16 protein-coding genes and 3 tRNA genes are annotated in these 18,525 nt (G+C 54.6%); 10 read left to right on the plus strand and 9 right to left on the minus strand.

Features of this window, described 5'->3' with window-relative positions:
* Positions 1-56 precede the first annotated feature (56 nt).
* The 7 genes from LZP73_RS14295 to ttcA all read left to right on the plus strand — a co-directional run bounded on the left by LZP73_RS14295 (position 57) and on the right by ttcA (position 6,834).
* A complete protein-coding gene (locus LZP73_RS14295; RefSeq protein ID WP_234235670.1) occupies positions 57-536 on the plus strand; it encodes a FixH family protein in 480 nt (159 codons plus the stop codon).
* Between the two features lie 7 nt (positions 537-543).
* Entirely contained in the window at positions 544-2,988 is a 2,445-nt protein-coding gene (locus LZP73_RS14300; protein ID WP_234235671.1) for a heavy metal translocating P-type ATPase, read from the plus strand.
* Positions 2,985-3,197, plus strand: a complete 213-nt coding sequence (gene ccoS, locus LZP73_RS14305; protein ID WP_234235672.1) for a cbb3-type cytochrome oxidase assembly protein CcoS — start codon at positions 2,985-2,987, stop codon at positions 3,195-3,197. The genes LZP73_RS14300 and ccoS overlap by 4 nt, the downstream gene beginning before the upstream one ends.
* The gene (locus tag LZP73_RS14310) at positions 3,194-3,886 is read left to right on the plus strand and encodes a sulfite exporter TauE/SafE family protein (RefSeq protein ID WP_234235673.1); all 693 of its coding nucleotides are present in this window, start codon (positions 3,194-3,196) and stop codon (positions 3,884-3,886) included. The genes ccoS and LZP73_RS14310 overlap by 4 nt, the downstream gene beginning before the upstream one ends.
* A 65-nt stretch (positions 3,887-3,951) precedes the next feature.
* On the plus strand, positions 3,952-4,704 hold the full coding sequence (gene etrA / locus LZP73_RS14315) for an electron transport transcriptional regulator EtrA (protein ID WP_234235674.1): 753 nt from the start codon (positions 3,952-3,954) through the stop codon (positions 4,702-4,704).
* Positions 4,705-4,861: 157 nt separating this feature from the next.
* Positions 4,862-5,794 (plus strand): universal stress protein UspE, encoded by a 933-nt coding sequence (gene uspE / locus LZP73_RS14320; RefSeq protein WP_234235675.1) that lies wholly within the window; start codon positions 4,862-4,864, stop codon positions 5,792-5,794.
* 95 nt (positions 5,795-5,889) lie between these two features.
* Positions 5,890-6,834, plus strand: coding sequence for a tRNA 2-thiocytidine(32) synthetase TtcA (gene ttcA / locus LZP73_RS14325; RefSeq protein WP_234235676.1), 945 nt, complete (start codon positions 5,890-5,892; stop codon positions 6,832-6,834).
* A gap of 126 nt (positions 6,835-6,960) precedes the next feature.
* Here ttcA and LZP73_RS14330 read toward each other — a convergent pair whose 3' ends face one another.
* Complete coding sequence (locus LZP73_RS14330; RefSeq protein ID WP_234235677.1) at positions 6,961-7,581, minus strand: DUF2987 domain-containing protein; 621 nt, start codon at positions 7,579-7,581, stop codon at positions 6,961-6,963.
* The gene (locus LZP73_RS14335; protein ID WP_234235678.1) at positions 7,559-8,386 is read right to left on the minus strand and encodes a glucosaminidase domain-containing protein; all 828 of its coding nucleotides are present in this window, start codon (positions 8,384-8,386) and stop codon (positions 7,559-7,561) included. Before LZP73_RS14335 ends, LZP73_RS14330 begins: the two co-directional genes overlap by 23 nt.
* A 210-nt stretch (positions 8,387-8,596) precedes the next feature.
* On the opposite strand from LZP73_RS14335, the gene yvcK reads away from it, so the two are divergent.
* Positions 8,597-9,502 (plus strand): uridine diphosphate-N-acetylglucosamine-binding protein YvcK, encoded by a 906-nt coding sequence (yvcK, locus tag LZP73_RS14340; RefSeq protein ID WP_234235679.1) that lies wholly within the window; start codon positions 8,597-8,599, stop codon positions 9,500-9,502.
* Positions 9,503-9,607: 105 nt separating this feature from the next.
* Here the strand turns inward: yvcK and LZP73_RS14345 are convergent, their stop codons facing one another.
* The 5 genes from LZP73_RS14345 to LZP73_RS14365 form a co-directional block, all read right to left on the minus strand.
* Positions 9,608-10,801: an amino acid aminotransferase gene (locus tag LZP73_RS14345; RefSeq protein WP_234235680.1), complete on the minus strand. Its 1,194-nt coding sequence runs from the start codon at positions 10,799-10,801 to the stop codon at positions 9,608-9,610.
* 302 nt (positions 10,802-11,103) lie between these two features.
* Positions 11,104-11,190: transfer RNA gene (locus tag LZP73_RS14350), tRNA-Leu, on the minus strand.
* A gap of 46 nt (positions 11,191-11,236) precedes the next feature.
* Positions 11,237-11,310: transfer RNA gene (locus tag LZP73_RS14355), tRNA-Cys, on the minus strand.
* A gap of 29 nt (positions 11,311-11,339) precedes the next feature.
* Positions 11,340-11,415: transfer RNA gene (locus tag LZP73_RS14360), tRNA-Gly, on the minus strand.
* 261 nt (positions 11,416-11,676) lie between these two features.
* Positions 11,677-13,113 (minus strand): glyceraldehyde-3-phosphate dehydrogenase, encoded by a 1,437-nt coding sequence (locus tag LZP73_RS14365; protein WP_234235681.1) that lies wholly within the window; start codon positions 13,111-13,113, stop codon positions 11,677-11,679.
* A gap of 257 nt (positions 13,114-13,370) precedes the next feature.
* Here LZP73_RS14365 and LZP73_RS14370 point away from each other — a divergent pair, with 257 nt between their 5' ends.
* Both LZP73_RS14370 and gap read left to right on the plus strand, forming a co-directional pair.
* A complete protein-coding gene (locus LZP73_RS14370) occupies positions 13,371-14,153 on the plus strand; it encodes a DUF2989 domain-containing protein (RefSeq protein WP_234235682.1) in 783 nt (260 codons plus the stop codon).
* 249 nt (positions 14,154-14,402) lie between these two features.
* Complete coding sequence (gene gap / locus LZP73_RS14375; RefSeq protein WP_234235683.1) at positions 14,403-15,413, plus strand: type I glyceraldehyde-3-phosphate dehydrogenase; 1,011 nt, start codon at positions 14,403-14,405, stop codon at positions 15,411-15,413.
* Positions 15,414-15,755: 342 nt separating this feature from the next.
* On the opposite strand, the gene nadA is transcribed toward gap, so the two are convergent.
* Entirely contained in the window at positions 15,756-16,823 is a 1,068-nt protein-coding gene (gene nadA / locus LZP73_RS14380; protein WP_234235684.1) for a quinolinate synthase NadA, read from the minus strand.
* 139 nt (positions 16,824-16,962) lie between these two features.
* Entirely contained in the window at positions 16,963-18,522 is a 1,560-nt protein-coding gene (locus LZP73_RS14385) for a dihydrolipoyllysine-residue acetyltransferase (protein ID WP_234235685.1), read from the minus strand.
* Between the last annotated feature and the right edge of the window lie 3 nt (positions 18,523-18,525).

The following is an 18,525-nucleotide window of genomic DNA, read 5'->3' on the forward strand; positions in this document are numbered from 1 at the left end:
GCTAATCCCCCCCATTAACGGTAAAATGCTACCACTTACAACTATTGGTATTGAACATGAGTCAACAACAAGCCTGGTATAAGCAGTTCTGGCCTTGGTTCTTAATTATTCTCCCCGCCTGCGCCGTCGTCGCCAGTTTAACCACCCTGAAAATTGCCCTGGATAATTCAGATTCCCTGGTGGCAGAGGAATACTACAAGGAAGGTAAAGCCATCAACATGGATCTGCGTAAGGTCAAGTACGCCCAGCAACTGGGAATGCAATATTCTATGGAATTGAAGGGCAAAGAAATACTCCTGTCACAGGAAGGTGGCCCCGCCTACCAGGCAGCCCTGGACGTGCAGTTCTACCATCCGACCCAGGCCGAGAAAGACTTCCGGCTCAAGGCCACCGCCGACGCCAAGGGTATCTACCATATCAAACTGGACAAGCCGATAGTGGGAAACTGGGAAGTACGACTGGAAAGCTATGACAGCAAATGGCGCATCCATAAGCGTCTCAACTTGAAAGACGCGACCCAATACTGGTTAAACTGAGAAGACCATGACCCAAGTCAGCTGTTTTCACTGTGGTGAGCCGGTATTGACCGGCACTCAGTTCGTTACCCGTATCCAGGATGATGACAGGGCCATGTGTTGCCCTGGTTGTCAGGCGGTATCCCAGGCGATCCTGGATGCCGGGCTCACGAGTTATTATAAGTTCCGTACCGAACCCGGTGCCCGCCAGACCGCCCTGGTGCCCGACGCCCTCAATGCCTTCAGCGGGTATGATCTGCCCGAGGTACAGCAGGATTTCGTCCACAGCGAAGCCGGGATGGACTCAGTTTCCCTGTCCATCGAAGGCATAACCTGCGCCGCCTGTGCCTGGTTGATTGAACATAAGGTCAAGCAACTTAAGGGTGTCCAACAGATATTGGTCAATTCCACCACCCAGAGGGCATTGATCAGCTGGGATAAGCAGCTCATAAAACTCAGTGATATTCTCGGGCAGATAAGCCGCATAGGTTACCAGGCTGCGCCCTATCAGCTCGACGACCAGGAAACACTCAGCAAACAAAACAGCCGTAAGTTTCTGCTGCGCCTGGGGTTGGCAGGCTTTGCCACCATGCAGGTGATGATGTTCGCCCTGGCACTCTATACCGGCTACTTTACCGATCTCGATACCGAGATCCGCGACTATTTCCGCTGGGTCAGTCTGCTGTTCGCCGCCCCCGTGGTCTTCTACTCGGCGCAGCCCTTCTACTTCAGCGCCATTCGCAGCCTGCTCAGTGGCCGGCTGAACATGGATGTGTCCGTCTCCATCGCGATTTGCGGCGCCTATATTGCCAGCGGCATCGCCACCCTCAATGGCACGGGGGAAGTCTATTTCGAATCCGTGTCCATGTTTACCTTCTTCCTCTTGCTCGGGCGTTATTTCGAACAAAATGCCCGTCAGAGCGCTTCGGTCAGCTCGAGCAACCTGCATAAACTTGTGCCTTTGACTGCCCATCTGATGACGGCCACAGGCTTGGAGGCCATTCCGGCCAAGAAGTTGAAAGTCGGCGATGTCATTCTGGTCAAACCGGGCGAAGCCATCGCCGCCGATGGCGAGATCCGTGCCGGCCACTCGAGTATCAACGAGGCCATGCTCACGGGTGAACAGCAGCCGATTGAGAAACGCAGCCAGGACAAGGTATATGCCGGCACCATCAACCTGGAGCAACCCCTGGAAGTGTGCGTCACCGCCCTGGGGCAAGATCAATTGGTGGCCGAAATCATTCGCCTGCAGGAGCTGGCGGCCGCCACCAAGCCAGGCATAGCCCTGTTGGCCGACAAACTGGCGCGCTATTTTTCCGCCACAGTGCTCAGCATCGCCGCCCTGACCTACCTCGTCTGGCACCAGCTGGCGCCCGAAGATGCCTTCTGGGTTACCCTGTCCGTGTTGGTCGCCACCTGCCCCTGCGCCTTGGCCTTGGCGACGCCGACGGCCGTGACCTGCGCCAGTGCCATCTTCACCCGTTTGGGGATCATCACCCGCAAGGCCGGGGTATTTGAGAAGTTGCCGACCATAACCCATGTGGTATTCGACAAGACAGGCACCCTCACCTGCGGCAGCCTGTCGCTGCAACGCGTCACCCTGTTGGCCGAGCTCGGCGAGTCCGAGGTGCTGGCGATCGCCGCCGCGCTCGAGGCCGGCTCCCTGCATCCCATCGCCCAGGTGTTTGCCCCCCACAGGGATAACGCCCTGGCAGTGACCCAGGTGCACCATGAAGTCGGCCAGGGGATAGCTGGCAAGGTTGCCGGCGTGTCTTACCGCATAGGCAAGACCGACTTTTGCATGGCCTTGGCGGCGCAATCCCCCGGCGCTTCGCCCCAGGCACATGAGTCACAGGCCTCCCCACAGGAATACCAGTCACAAGAGTATCAGACTGTCTTTCTGGCCGACGCCGGCCGGCTGATAGCCACCTTCGAGATAGCAGACACAGTGCGTCCCGACAGCAAGAGTACGATAGCGGCGCTCAAGCGCCGTGGTTGCCAGGTCAGCATTGCCAGCGGTGACAGCTCGGCGCATGTACAGCAACTGGCCGCGAGTCTGGACATAGACCAGGTGCATGCCGGCCTGAGCCCGGCAGATAAACTGGCACTGGTAAAACGCCTGCAGCAGGAGCACACCGTGGCCATGTTTGGCGATGGCATCAACGACGCCCCTGTGTTGGCCGGCGCCGATATCTCGATCGCCATGGGCAGCGGCACCGCCATTGCCAAGAACAGCGCGGATTTGATTCTGCTTGGCGATCATCTGAGCCGTTTTACCCAGGCACTCGACGTCGCCCAGTTCACTACCCGCATTATCCGTCAAAATCTGCTCTGGGCATTGGGGTACAATCTGCTGATCCTGCCCTTGGCGGTCACGGGTCAAGTGCCCCCCTATATTGCCGCCATCGGCATGTCGGCCAGCTCCCTTATCGTCGTCAGCAACAGTCTCAGGTTACTTAGGATACGTCTATGAGCATTATTTATGTGTTGATCCCCATTGCGATGATTTTCGTGATGATTGGTATAGGCGTCTTCTTCTGGGCGGTCAAGTCTGAACAATTCGACGATCTCGAGCGTCAGAGCATGTCTATCCTGTTCGATGAAGATGCCCCCAAGGCCAGCAACCAGCTCGAGCCGGCGGCAGACACCCAAGCCACTGCCTCTGAGGTGGACAAGGGGTGATCGAATACAATGTGACAGGGGCATTTCTGGTGGGACTGATGGGCGCCGCCCATTGTTTCGGCATGTGTGGCGGCCTGGTGGGCGCCTTCTCTACTCAGTTGCCCAAAGCCAGCTCGGGCAATGCCCTGGCCCATCAACTGGGCTTCCTGCTCAGTTACAACCTGGGACGGATCCTGAGTTACAGCCTGGCCGGGGCCTTGGTTGGTGGCTCGGCGGCGGCCCTGGGACAGCTGTTCGATATCGACACCTATCTGTTGCTGCTCAGGTTGCTTGCCGGCTTGATGATGATAGCCACAGGGCTGTATATCGCCAAGATCTGGGGCGGCGTGGTAAAAATAGAGAAAGTCGGTCAGCTCATTTGGCCCCACATAAAGCCCTTGGCACAGAAGGTGCTGCCGCTGCAACGCAGACGTCAGGCCCTGGTGGCCGGTCTCCTGTGGGGCTGGCTGCCCTGCGGCCTGGTTTACAGCACTCTTACTTGGTCTGTGGCCTCGGGGTCGGCGTTAACCGGCGCCTTGATCATGCTGGCCTTCGGCCTGGGTACCCTGCCGGCCCTGCTCAGCGCGGGGATCGCCGCCAGAACCCTGGCAAACTGGGTGCAGAAACGGGCCGTCAGACTGGCCAGCGGCTTGTTGCTTGTCGCCTTTGGTGTACAAACCTTGGTTATCGCGCTGGCACAACTCGACTGACACGACTGGCCCTGGCAGGAGAATTGTTTTAACATGAGCGATAACATCTCGTTACGGGTATGAAAATGTCTATAGTTCAGAACAATAAACCAAGAACAGCCTCCGGCGGTTGCGCCATTCATTGCCATGACTGCAGCATGAGCACCCTGTGTATTCCTTTTACTCTGGATGCCGGGGAACTGGACAAACTGGATGACATTATCGAGCGCAAGAAGCCTATCCAGAAGGGAGAGCTGATCTTCAAGTCCGGTGATCCGCTCAAGTCTCTGTTTGCCATACGCGCCGGCACTGTGAAGAGTTTTACCATCACAGAGCAAGGCGACGAACAGATCACAGGCTTTCATCTGGCCGGCGACGTCATAGGTTTCGACGGCATCCATGCCCACACCCACCAGAGTTTCGCCCAGGCATTGGAAACCGCCATGGTGTGTGAAATCCCCTTCGATACCTTGGATGACTTATCTGGCAGCATGCCGAAGTTGCGCCAGCAGATCATGCGTCTGATGAGTAATGAGATCATGAGCGACCAGGAAATGATCTTGCTGCTGAGCAAGAAAAATGCCGAAGAACGACTGGCGGCCTTTATCAGCAACTTGGCGTTCAGGTTCGGCAGCCGGGGATTTTCCGCCAAAGAATTCCGCCTCACCATGACCCGGGGCGACATAGGCAACTACCTGGGCCTGACGGTCGAAACCATCAGCCGCTTGCTCGGACGCTTCCAGAAATCGAATTTTATCGAAGTGAATGGCAAATACATCATCATTACCGATGCGCCGGCACTGGCCGAGTTGGCCGGCAATGCCAGGATCGCCCGCTAACAGTCCGCATCATCTTCACTGCCGGCCCTTAGCCGCTAATGGGCCGGCAGCCAAAATAAGTCCTCTACATGTAGTTAAGTGCAAATTGATCTAGCACAAAGCAAATCATAGGCATAAGCTCAATATAGTGTTAACAAACTACATTAGGAGCATTTCCATGAAGGACTTTCAAAAAATACTGGTGGTCGCCGACCCTACTGCCGAGCATCAGGTTGCACTGGCCCGGGCGGTGGAATTAGCCACCAAGAACCAGGCCAAGATCACCGTATTCTTGTCTATTTTTGATTTTTCCTACGAAATGACCTCGATTCTCTCCAGCCAAGAAAGGGAAGCCATGCGCCAGGGGGTCATAGACCAGCGCAACGCCTGGCTGCTGGATGTGGTTGCCGCCTATAAGGACAGAGGTCTGGAGATTAACACCCAGGTGGTATGGCATAACCGTCCCTTCGAGAGTGTGATCAACCAGGTCATAGCCGAACAGTACGATCTCATAGTCAAAGGCACCCATCACCACGGTAAGCTCAAGGCGGTGATCTTCACCCCAACCGACTGGCATCTGCTGCGTAAATCCCCGGTTCCGGTGTTGATGGTCAAGGAACATGACTGGCCGGTTGCCGGCAAGATCCTCTGTGCCGTCAATGTCTCTACCGAAGACGAAAGCCACCAGGCACTCAACGGCAAGATCATAGAACACGGCAAGGCCCTGGCCGAAAAATTTGCCGGTCAGGTTCATCTGGTCAATGGTTTTCCCGGCACCCCGGTGAACCTGGCAATCGAGTTACCGGATTTCGACGCCCACAGCTACAACGAAGCCATCCGCATGCAGCATGAGCTCAGGGTTAACTATCTGGCCAACGAATACGGTATTCCCATCAACCAGTGTCACGTCAAGGAAGGCTTACCCGAAGATGTGATCCCTGAGCTGGCCGAGCAACTGGACGCCGAGCTGGTCATCCTGGGCACAGTCGGCCGTACCGGCTTTTCCGCCGCTCTGATAGGCAACACGGCCGAACATGTGATCGACAGCCTGACCTGCGACTTGTTGGCAATCAAGCCGGATGACTACAAATCCCCCTTGGATGAGTCCTGATCTTACACCTTAACCTTTACCCAGAGTCTGTTAGCTGGAATAATACGCGCCCTGAAACTGTGCGTTAATGGGCGTCTATTCTAATGTCGGAAGTTATGTCAGAAGCTTTATCGGAAGAAATCAGTAAGAAACAAGTGACCCGTCTCAATAAATTGCAGAAACGCCTGCGTCGTGAAGTCGGCAGTGCCATCGCTGATTACAATATGGTTGAGGAAGGCGATAAGATCATGGTCTGCCTGTCTGGTGGCAAAGACAGTTATGCCATGCTCGACATTCTGATGAACCTGCAACAGCGGGCCCCCATCCGGTTCGATATCATAGCCGTCAACCTGGATCAGAAGCAGCCTGGCTTTCCTGAGCATGTGCTGCCCGCCTATCTGGATAAGCTCAATGTGCCCTATCACATACTCGAAAAAGACACCTATTCGATAGTGAAGGACAAGATCCCCGAGGGCAAGACCACCTGTTCCCTCTGCTCACGCCTGCGCCGCGGTACCCTATACGGCTTCGCCCAGCGCATAGGCGCGACCAAGATAGCCTTGGGTCACCACAGGGATGACATAATAGAAACCTTGTTTCTGAACATGTTTTTCGGAGGCAAGATGAAGGCCATGCCGCCGAAACTCTTGTCGGATGATGGTGCCAACATGGTGATCCGCCCTCTGGCCTATTGCAGAGAGAAAGACATTGCCGAATATGCCCAGTTGAAGGAATTCCCCATCATTCCCTGTAACTTGTGTGGCTCGCAAGAGAACCTGAAGCGGGCCGCGGTGAAAGACATGCTCAAGCAATGGGATAAGCATTATCCCGGGCGTATCGAAACCATATTCACCGCCATGCAGAATACCGCGCCGTCACAGGGCGTCGACAGGGAACAGTTCAACTTTGTCGATTTGCAACGTAACCCGGATGCGCCCATGAAGGGTGACGTCGCCGAAGCGGATCTGCCGGCATTCGACTTCCTAGATATCGCCAACAATGGCCATATCGACCTGGATGCGGCCCAGCGCATCGACATAGTCAACAGCTATCAGCCTTGAGGCCTTTGCCTCAAGCCCGGCTAACTAGATGAAACAAAAAAAATCGGCAATGCCGATTTTTTTTGTTTGCGCCCGAGTTTCAGCAACCGCCCGTTGACAGCACTTTATGATACCCGGGCACATTTATCATTGTACCCAAGGACTGACGACCTTGGGGATCAGGTTGAAGCTCAGGCTCTTGAGCTCGTTCAGGGCTTGCAAGCTCAATTGAAAACTCCCCCGAGTCTCGGTGCGCACGCCGTCTAGGGTCACGGTCACGGGAGCCTCTGTGGCGAACTCGAAATTGAGTCCCGTGATAGGGGCGCGGAAATAACGCATGGGAAACCCTTGCATCGCATCGAGCAAGTTGTCCATCTCTTGCCTGATCTGGATCAGCTCTGCCTGGGAATAATCAGTCTGAGTCTGCTTGGTCCTGAGCTGCACCGCTATGCCACAGTCTTTGGCGTCACCTTCTATGTCGAGCTTGACCAAGGCCCGCTCCGTCTTGAGTGCATCATCGAAGGGAATAAACAGCCGCTGATCTTCGGTATAGGTGAGTGGGTATTGAACCGACTCTGTGGCTATGTTGCCGCCGAGCAGGCGGCACCCGGCCGTCTTGGGCACACTGAAGGCAAGCTCAACCAATTGATAATGGCCCTTGTTGACCGTTTTCAATCGACCATAAAAATCACCATAGCCGAGGGAAACTTCGGCGGCGCCGGCCGTCGCCGACAGCAGGAGTAAACTAAGCAGCAGGGGTTTGTGCATGGGTATCCACCAGGAATTGTTCATTGTGACGTAACATATCGAGCAGCTCATCTACGTAAGCCTCTTGCCGCTCGGAGTAATTGACCAGGCCATAGATAAGCTGTTCAGCTTCCGGTTCTATATTCTGGGATCTGAGATCGGCACGAATAGAGCGGAACAGTGAATAAGCGGCGTTCGAATTCAAATTGCGCATGTAAGAGGCCACCGACGCTTCGACCGTGTTAAACACTTTCACCTCATGGTTCATGTTGTCGTTGCGCGACAAAGGTACCAGACCACAGCCGCTGCTGAAACACCATTGGCCGAAGAAATTCAGCCCTTCCCTGGCGAAGCGTGAACTGCCCCACCCCGTCTCATTGGCGGCCTGGATCAGTACCATGGCCTCAGGAATGACATCGACCCGCTTGAGCAAGCGCGTCAGCGTCTTGGCATCGTAGAATTTACTGCTGTACTGGTATTTGGCGGCAATTTTGCGGATCCTGAATTCTTCGGCCTCGGTCAGCGGATGCGCATTCTCCAGATTGGCCAAGCTAGACTCGAGGAAATGCCGCTCGTCGGCAATGATGGCATTTTGCTGCCTGACGGTCGGCCTCAGGAAGTCGAAGAACGCCTGTTTCTTGGCGGCAACATCATTTATGGCCGAAAAATCCGGCATTAATCCGGGATTGGGACTGTTCTTGGTGATGAGCGCGACAGCCGTGTCGGGTTTGTTGTCGGCAGGGATCAACCACACCCGCAGTGAGAAAACAGCACAGATCACTATTGCGAGTGCCAGTGTAAAGGAGCCTATTCTTCCGATTTTCAAATACTTATCCTTCTTAATAGCCACAGACTCCATGCATTGAGCCGGCGCATCGGCCGCAATTATATGTCAATTTGTCATTTTTATGAAATCAGTCGCAGATCTCGGTTACAGTTGAGCTACAATTGCCAACGCTGCGGTCATCCTGGCCCTAGCGCCATTAGCTTAACCGACACAAGTTTAGCCTTGGGTATTCAGGGAGGAAGGGCCCGCATGCAACATCATAACTTGAATCAATATAATAAGATCGTCGCCATAGGGGGCGGTCATGGCCTTGGACGGGTATTGTCGTCGCTGGCCTTCCTCGGTTCTCGGGTCACTGGCATAGTCGCCACCACGGACAACGGTGGCTCGACCGGTCGCTTGCGTGCCAACCAGGACTGTATCGCCTGGGGAGATCTGCGCAATTGCCTCTCGCACCTCGCCGGCCGCCCTTCCATAGGTTCCCTGTTGTTCGAGTATCGCTTCGAAGGCGACAGTGAGCTCAGCGGCCATAACTTGGGCAACCTCATACTGCTGGCGCTGGATCAACTCTGCGTCAGGCCGTTGGAAGCGGTAAATCTGATCCGTAACCTGCTCAAGATAGAAACCCGCTTGATCCCCATGTCGGAGCAACCCACGCACCTGGTCGCCTTGAGCACCCGTGGCGACAGGATTTTTGGTGAGCTCAATGTCGATGGCATGAGCGAAGCGCCGATCGCCCTGTCACTGGAGCCCCTGGTCGATGCCACCTGTGAAGCCTGCGTGGCGGTGCAACAGGCGGATCTCATCATTCTCGGCCCAGGCAGCTTCCTGACCAGTGTGTTGCCGCCACTGCTGATGCCCAAACTCGCCCAGCAACTGGCTGCCAGCCGCGCCGAAGTGATCTTCATAGATAATCTGGCACAGGAGTGTTCCCCCGCAGGGACCATAGACCTGGAGCAAAAACTGGCATGGTGCCATCAGCTCATAGGCAAGCCGGTGATCACTAAGGTGTTGTGTCATGGGGAACAGATGCGGATGGACGGTAAGATAGGCTATTTCCCGCTGCGGAGCAAACACAGCCCAGGACTGCATGACAGGGCCGCACTGGCCGATGCCATCGCCGCCCTGGTCACCAGCCCCCGCCTCATCGCCTGACACCGTTTGGCGTCGGCGGCTCCCTCCTCCTTGATGCCGAATGAAAAGAAGCAAATGAAAAAGGACAGCCTGGGCTGTCCTTTCTGCTTTCATCACCCTGGCGCCTTAGAGCACGCAGGCGATCGCCTTACAGATGGCATCCATGTTGGACTTGGTCATACCTGCGACACTGATCCGCCCTGAGCCCACTATATAGACACCAAACTCGTCCCGCAGCCGATTGACCTGTTCCTTATTCAGACCCGAGAAACTGAACATGCCATTCTGTCTCGAGATGAAACTGAAGTCCTGGGTCACGCCATGGGCCTTGAGGCTGCTCACGAACAGAGTGCGCATCTCGGCGATACGGTTGCGCATCTCGGCCAACTCGGCTTCCCACTCATTCCTGAGCGCCGCATCCGTCAGTATGGTGCTGACAATCAGGGCGCCGTGCGCCGGCGGATTGGAATAATTGCTTCTTATGGTACGTTTGATTTGACTGAAGGCGGTGACAGCCGTCGCCTTATCCCTGGCAACCAGAGTCACGGCACCTATGCGCTCATTATAGAGACCGAAGTTTTTCGAGAAGGAATTGGCCACAAGCAATTCAGGCACCAAGGCGGCGACCAGGCGCAGTCCCTGGGCATCTTCTTCGATACCGGCACCGAAACCTTGATAGGCAAAATCAAACAGGGGCAGCAGTGATCTGTCGCGACATAGCTCGGCGACGGCTTGCCATTGAGCCGCATTTAAGTCTATGCCGGTCGGGTTATGGCAGCAGCCATGCAGCAAGACCACATCCCCGGCGGCCGCCTGACTGAGATCTGTCATCATGGCATCGAAATCCATGTCATGGCTCTCGGCGCGGTAATAGCCATATTCCTTGACGGTCAAGCCGGCGGTGTCGAAGATATTCCTGTGATTGGCCCAGGTCGGGTTGCTGATCCAGATATTGCGGGCGTGGGTATTGTGCATCAGGAATTCGGCAGCGATCCTCAAGGCACCCGTTCCCCCCGGCGCCTGGGCCGTCATGGCACGCTCGGCGGCGACCAGCGCACTGCCCATGCCAAACAGCAAGGTCTGCACCGCGCCGTTGTAGGCCTGCACCCCTTCGATCCCCAGGTAATTCTTGGTCGTTTCTTCGGACAGCAACTTAGTTTCGGCCTTTTTTACCGAATTGAGCACAGGAGTCTGCCCCGCCTCATTCTTATAAATACCCACCCCTAGATTGACCTTATCGGCGCGCGGGTCCGCTTTAAAGGTGTCTGTTAAGCCTAAAATAGGGTCGGCCGGCGCCAAGGCTACCTGAGAAAAAATCATAGAAACATCCTAATGTGTGCTGAGGGGAAAATTCGCCTATTTATACCATTGTCATAGGAGCGCGAGTAGCGCAATTCCCGGATTCTTGTTGAAATTATTGCGTGATTGACGAATGTTGAAAAAAGCCTGTCTCTAGCCGTGACATCTGCAGGCCATGGGCAGTTTTGATCTTCAAGCTCGCAGGTAACAGCAATGGGCGAGCAGCGACAAGCTGTAGCAGCCGGCCAAAGTCGTGGGAATACAATCATTTAAAGAATTGCAGATACAAAAAAGCCCCAACATGAATTGAGGCTTAACTGTAATGGTACCCGAGGCCAGACTTGAACTGGCACGCTGTTACCAGCGAGGGATTTTAAATCCCTTGTGTCTACCGATTCCACCACTCGGGCAAACTCTGTATCTCAACGACGGGAATCGTGTCACTGAAATTTAATATGGAGGCGCGACCCGGAGTCGAACCGAGATCGACGGATTTGCAATCCGCAGCATAGCCATTCTGCCATCGCGCCATGTGTTTAACACTTAGGAAAACTAAGATTGGAGCGACATATCGGGTTCGAACCGATGACCTATACCTTGGCAAGGTATCGCTCTACCAACTGAGCTAATGTCGCCTACTTATTTAAACACCGCATCGTCATCCGAAAGCGACTCGCTTTCCCTGACTGCGGATTGGCATTCTACCGATTTAAGCCCTAGTGTCAATCTGATATTCTCAAATCCCGGCTAAATCCAACGCGTTTGCTGGATAATTCGGCAGCAGCCGGAATTCTGGGTAAATAGCGTGCGAAAATATGCAGTTAGCTGCGGCATTCCCCCCGCCTGGCAAATAAAAAACGCCCCATGGGGGCGTTCTATTATCCGGCCTACTGAGCTTAGGCGTTCGGCAAGGACAGATACTCAAGTCCCAACATCTTCTGCATCACACCTACTACCTGGCAGCTGTAGCCAAACTCATTGTCATACCAGACATAGAGGATGGCACGTTTGCCTTCGGCAATCGTTGCCTGAGAGTCTACGACCCCGGCGTAACGAGACCCCACCAGGTCGCTGGAGACAATTTCGGTCGACTCGGTGAAGTCGATCTGATTCTGCAGGGCGGACTGCAAGGCGACATCTTTGAGGTATTCGTTGATATCGTCTTTGCTGGTCTCAGTGTTCAGGTTCAGACTGATGATCGCCATGGACACGTTAGGCGTTGGCACGCGAATAGCGTTGCCCGTCAGCTTGCCTGCCAGTACAGGCAAGGCCTTGGCCACTGCCTTGGCGGCACCGGTTTCCGTGATGACCATGTTCAGGGGCGCGCTGCGACCGCGGCGATCGGCGGTATGATAGTTATCGATCAGGTTCTGATCGTTGGTATAGGAGTGAATGGTCTCAACATGGCCATTCTCGATACCATACTTGTCGTTCACCGCTTTCAGCACGGGAGTGATGGCATTGGTGGTGCAGCTGGCCGCCGAGACGATGGTGTCTTGTGGCAGTATGTCACCCTCGTTGACACCATAGACAATGTTCTTGATGGCGCCTTTGGCCGGCGCGGTCAACAACACCTTGGTGGCACCTGGGCTCTTGAGGTGCAGGCCCAGGCCCGCTTCGTCTTTCCATATGCCTGTATTGTCCACAACCAGCGCATCGTTGATTCCATATTGGGTGTAATCGACTTCATCGGGTGAGTTGGCGTAGATCACCTGGATGTAAGTCCCGTTGGCTATGATGGCATTGTTCTCTTCGTCCACTTCGACCGAACCATTGAAGGGACCGTGTACCGAGTCACGGCGCAACAGGCTGGCACGCTTTTCCAGGTCACCCTTCTTGCCACCACGCAACACTATGGCACGCAATCTGAGCTTGTTGCTCTTGCCTGTCTTTTCAATCAACAGACGCGCCAGCAAACGACCTATGCGACCAAAACCATAGAGCACCACGTCGCGCGGGGCCACATCGTCGCCATAGCCGATAGCGCTGGCCAGGGCCTCTGCCATATAGGCTTCAATGCCCGAGGCATCGGTATTGTCACGCCAATAATTTACCGCTAACTTACCTATATCTACCTTGCATTGCTTAACGGCCAGTTTGCTCAATGCTTCAACAAAGGGAAAGCTTTCACGCAAACGTAATTTTTCACCCACATGACGGCGCACCAGACGATGTGCTTTAATGATTTCTATGGTGGAGGCGTTTAACAGGGGCTTACCATATACAACAACCTCTACGCCTTGGTTTCGATACAGCTTGCCCAGCATAGGTTGCATGGCTTCAGCCAATTCGAAACGTTCTTGCCAGCTTTGCAGGTGTTTATCAGCGCTCATTTGTAGATCCTTTATCTCACATTTCGACAATTTTTTGCAGAAAGGTTTGAGTAACAAAAAGAAAAGACCAATAATCGATAAAATATCAGGGATCAAGCCCTTTTGGTCGGCGCCATTGTAATGAAATAATGGCTTTCACACCAGCAAGATGTTTTTGGTAAATCTGTAATTTTATTAGAGAAAATACCAATTTGGAGCGGGTTTTGCGGTCGAATTTTGTAATAATTACATCATTTAGTCTGATTCTGTGCACTTCCATGCTTTTCGGTTGTGATTACAGCGGAAATAGCGACGCCATTTGTAAAAATAATCCTGAAATTTGTGCCGATTTGCACCACGATAGCTGGTGTTTCTACGAAAAAGGCGACCTGATCCGCCAGCGCTATCAACTGAAACAGACCCCATTACCGACCGGCAAGCAAGTGTATCGCCAATTGACCCTGCTCGAAGACTATAACCACTGCATAGAATTGGCCGCCGGCGTGAAGCACATCATACATAAGGAACGCACCAACGACAGGGCCAGGGCCTTCGGCTTATCCTCCCAGAGTTTGGCGCGGCTGCAAGCATCGATTCAGAGCAGCCAGGATCCCTACCTGGTCTATTATCGTTGGTCACGCTTCAACGATCAGGCGGCGCTTAACCTGCTGTTGACGGCGCAGGCCGAGGGTAAGATCACAGATCCCCAACTCTTGGCGCCGATGGCTGCCTATTACCTCAAGTCTGACCCTGCCAGGGCCAAGGCCCTCTATCTCGAGGTATTCTCCATCGCCAGTCCCAGCGAGTTTGATCCCGACTGGTTGTTGGGACTGGCCAGCCTGTATCGTCAGCAGCAAGATCTGGAGAAGACCTACCTCTTGTCCAAGGCCAATGTCCTGATGAGCAAACAGAAAGTGTCCCAGCCGCAGATGCTGGCGTTGCTCAACGGCAACAAGGAGTTGGCCCAGATGCTGGACCAAGAGGCACAGCAGCTGGTCGACAGCATCAGCAGTGGCGACTTCAAACACAGTCGTTTCCTGACCCTGCTTGCCAAGGATTGAAGCAGCGAGCATGCAAGTATGTCTGCTGTCCGGCTTTGGGTACAAGATAATGGGCACAAAATCGGGGCAGCAAAGTTAACCCTGCATGGCGCGGACTCGACTAAAACAGTACTAAAATGTCAAAAGTGCGCGCCATAATGAAATCAAGACCAAAAAATACCGTAAAATAGCGATATAACTTGACGAACACTGTCATTTTGGTAATTTTACTACCATATTAATTTTTCAATATCACCAGAGGGATAAGAGATGACTATCCGCGTTGCAATTAACGGCTATGGCCGTATCGGCCGAAACGTCTTACGTGCGCTGTATGAAAGTGAGAAAGCTTACCCAATCAAGATCGTTGCCATCAACGACTTGGGTGATGCCGCCATCAACGCTCACCTCACCAAGTATGATTCTGTCCATGGGCGCTTTGCAGCCAAGGTCGAACACGATGAGGAAGCGATTTTCGTTAACCAGGATAAGATCCTCACTTTCCAGGAGCGGGATCCGGCCAACCTGCCATGGGCTGAGCTGAACGTCGATGTGGTCTTCGAGTGTACCGGTATTTTCACCTCCAAAGAGGCGGTACAGTCGCACCTGCAGGCAGGCGCCAAGAAAGTCATCATCTCGGCACCGGGCAAGAACGTCGATGCGACCGTGGTCTACGGGGTCAACAACCAGGTATTGACCTCAGACATGACAGTCATATCCAATGCCTCTTGCACCACCAACTGCCTGGCACCCATCGCCAAGCCGCTCAATGACGTGCTGGGTATCGAATCCGGTCTGATGACCACAATTCACTCTTATACCAACGATCAACGTTTGTCGGACGTGTATCACACAGATCTGCACCGCGCCCGCGCCGCTGCCCTGTCGATGATCCCGACCAAAACCGGCGCCGCCGCCGCAGTCGGCCTGGTGGTTCCCGAGCTGCAGGGTAAGTTCGATGGCCTGGCCGTGCGTGTGCCTACTGCCAACGTGTCTTTGGTCGACCTGTCTTTCATCGCGGCTCGCGATACTACGGTAGAAGAAGTCAACGCCATCATAGAAAATGCGGCCAACAGTGCGCCTATGAGCGAAGTGCTGGCGGTGAACAAGGAGCCCTTGGTATCCATCGACTTCAACCACAACGCCTTTTCATCCAACTTCGATGCCACCCAGACCCGCGTCATCGGCCGCATGGTGAAAGTCATGTCCTGGTATGACAACGAATGGGGCTTCAGCAACCGCATGCTGGATAACGCAGTCGCGCTGATGACGGCAAAATAACCTTTCGTCATCAATAAAAAGCCCCGCCCTTGCGGGGCTTTTTGTTTCTGCGCCCTTTTGCTTTCTGCGCCCTTTTGCTTTCTGCGTCCAAGATCGCTTGAGTCACTTGAGTCACTTGAGTCACTTAAGCGACCTACATGATCTAATGATCTAAGTTACTTGAGTTACTTGAGTTACTGGGTTACTTGAGTTGTCTCAACTATCCCGCTAGCCTATGGCCTTAGCCAATAAATAATCCCTGTGCTCTTTACGAACCCAGGGATTATTTGGTACTGCGTCTATGAGCGGCTCGAGCCCGACTAAAGCTTAAGGTTAAGGCTTAAGGCTTAAACACCAGCAGGCTTAAGCGTTGCCCTTGACCTGCATGTTCAGCTGCTTGGCGAAGTCCAACATACGGGTCAGTGGCACCAAGGCATCGACCCGCAGGGCGTCATCGACGAAGATCTCATGCTGACGCTTGTCGGCATCACTGAGTGCGGCTTCTATCGCCTGCAGGCCATTCATCGCCATCCAAGGGCAATGGGCACAGCTCTTACAGGTGGCACCGTTGCCGCCGGTAGGGGCTTCTATCAGGGTCTTGCCCGGTGCCGCCTGTTGCATCTTGTAGAAGATACCGCGATCCGTAGCGACGATGAAGGTCTGATTGTCCATGGTCTGGGCCGCCTTGATCAGCTGGCTGGTGGAGCCTACGGCATCGGCCATCTCAACCACGCTGGCGGGAGACTCGGGATGCACCAGCACCGCAGCCTCAGGGTATTGCAGCTTCAATTCCCGCAGCGCCCTGGCCTTGAACTCGTCATGCACTATACATTCGCCCTGCCACATCAACATCTCGGCGCCGGTTTGCTTGGCAATATAGCTGCCCAGGTGTCTGTCCGGTCCCCAGATGATCTTCTTGCCTTCACTGTCCAGGTGTTCAACGATTTCCAGCGCTATGCTGGAGGTCACTACCCAGTCGGCACGGGCCTTTACCGCCGCCGAAGTGTTGGCATACACCACCACTGTATGATCCGGATGGGCGTCACAGAAGGCACTGAACTTATCTATGGGGCAGCCGAGATCCAGCGAACAGGTGGCTTCCAGTGTCGGCATCAGCACGGTTTTTTCCGGGCTGAGGATTTTCGCCGTCTCGCCCATGAACTTGACCCCGGCGACGATCAACGTCTTGGCCGGATGGTCCCGGCCGAAACGGGCCATTTCCAGTGAGTCGGACACACAGCCACCGGTTTCTTCCGCCAGCGCCTGGATCTCAGGATCCGTGTAATAGTGGGCGACCAATACGGCGTCCTTCTCCAGCAGTAACTGCTTGATCCTGGCCTTGTATTGGGATTTTTCCAGATCTGAAAGTAACGCAGGTTTTGGAGGAAACGGGTATTCTATGGTTTCTATGCTTGGTGCCAACAGACTCATAACAGGCTCAACAATCTATCTAGGTCCAGGAATTATACGAAATTGCGACCAAAAGATTAACCCATTTTTTTAGCCAATAAAAAAGGACGCCAAAGCGTCCTTTCTCTGCCTGCCAGGCTAATCAGGCTCTCTGGCCAATTTAGTGCATGGCCAGCAACATTTCCTGTGGTTGTTCCAGGTAATGTTTCCACAGGTTGCAGAACCTGGCTATGGTGCCACCGTCGATCACCCTGTGATCCCCGGACCAGCTTACCTGCATGATCTTGCGAGCTTCGACTTCACCCTTGGCATTGAAACGGGGCAAGACCTGCAACTTGCCCAGCGCCACGATAGCCACCTCGGGTTTGTTGATGATGGGGGTCGCCACTGTGCCGCCGAGCGCGCCTATGTTGGAAATCGAGATGGTGCCATCTTTCAGATCCGCAGGTGACACCCGGCCACTGCGGGCAGCCTGGGTCAAACGGGTGATCTCGGCGGCGATTTCCAGAATAGACTTATCCTGCACGTTTTTGACATTAGGCACCAACAGACCGACCTTGGAGTCGACCGCCATGCCTATGTTGTGGCTCGCCTTGTAGGTCAGTTCGCTGCAGTCGGCATTCACCTGAGTGTTGAGCACAGGGAACTCTTTCAACGCCAGCGACATGGCTTTCATGAAGAAAGGCATCATGGTGAGCTTAAGCTCATCGCTGGAGTATCTGGCCTTCATGCTCTCGCGCAAGGCAACCAGGTCCGTCATGTCCAGCTCTTCACAATAGGTGAAGTGCGGAATGGTGGAGACGGACTCTGTCATCATCCGCGCCATCACGGCCTGGACGCCGCGTATGGGTTCGACTCTGTCCGCAGCGCCGGCAACGCTTGGCTGTACCACTGACGCTTGGGTTGCAGCCACTTGGGCCGGCACCGCTTGGGCCCCTGCCTGGTGGCGCTCTATATCTTCCTTGTAGACACGGCCATGCTTGCCGCTGCCGGCTACCTGGGCGATATCTATGTCCAGGGCCCTGGCCATGCGCCGTACCGCGGGGCTCGCCAGCGCCTTGCCTTGGGGCACGGGCGTTGCAGGAGCCTGGGCGTTGCTTGCCTGAGGCGATTGCACTTGGGCCTCTGTGGCGGGCGCAGTCACAGTGCCTTCGACTTCGATGGCGAACAACGGCTCATGCACTCGTGCCAACTGCCCCTTGCGATAATGCAGCTTAGCGATCTTGCCCGCCTTGATCGCAGGAATTTGCACTAAGGCCTTATCCGTCATCACATCGGCTATGGGTTGATCTTCAACGACGGTATCGCCCTCGGCCACCAGCCATTCGACCAGCTCGCATTCGACTATGCCTTCGCCTATGTCCGGCAACAGGAACTCTTCTATCTGACGGCCGGCGGGCTCGGCGGCTTGGGCAACAGGCGCAGCGGCTTGCATCTCGGGCGCTGCAGCTTGAACTGCAGGCGCCTCGCTGCCGCTCTCATCCTGCAACTCGACCGCGTACAGGGGCGCATGCACCTTGGCGATATCACCCTTGGCATAATACAGCTTAGTGACTTTGCCGGCGTGGGGAGCCGGGATCTGCACCAGGGCCTTGTCCGTCATCACGTCGGCTATGGGTTGATCTTCAACCACTGTATCACCTTCGGCCACCAGCCATTCGACCAGCTCGCACTCAACCACACCCTCGCCTATATCAGGCAAAATGAAATCTTTAATCATCCC

Source organism: Shewanella sp. AS16 (assembly GCF_021412365.1).
Lineage (GTDB): Bacteria > Pseudomonadota > Gammaproteobacteria > Enterobacterales > Shewanellaceae > Shewanella > Shewanella salipaludis.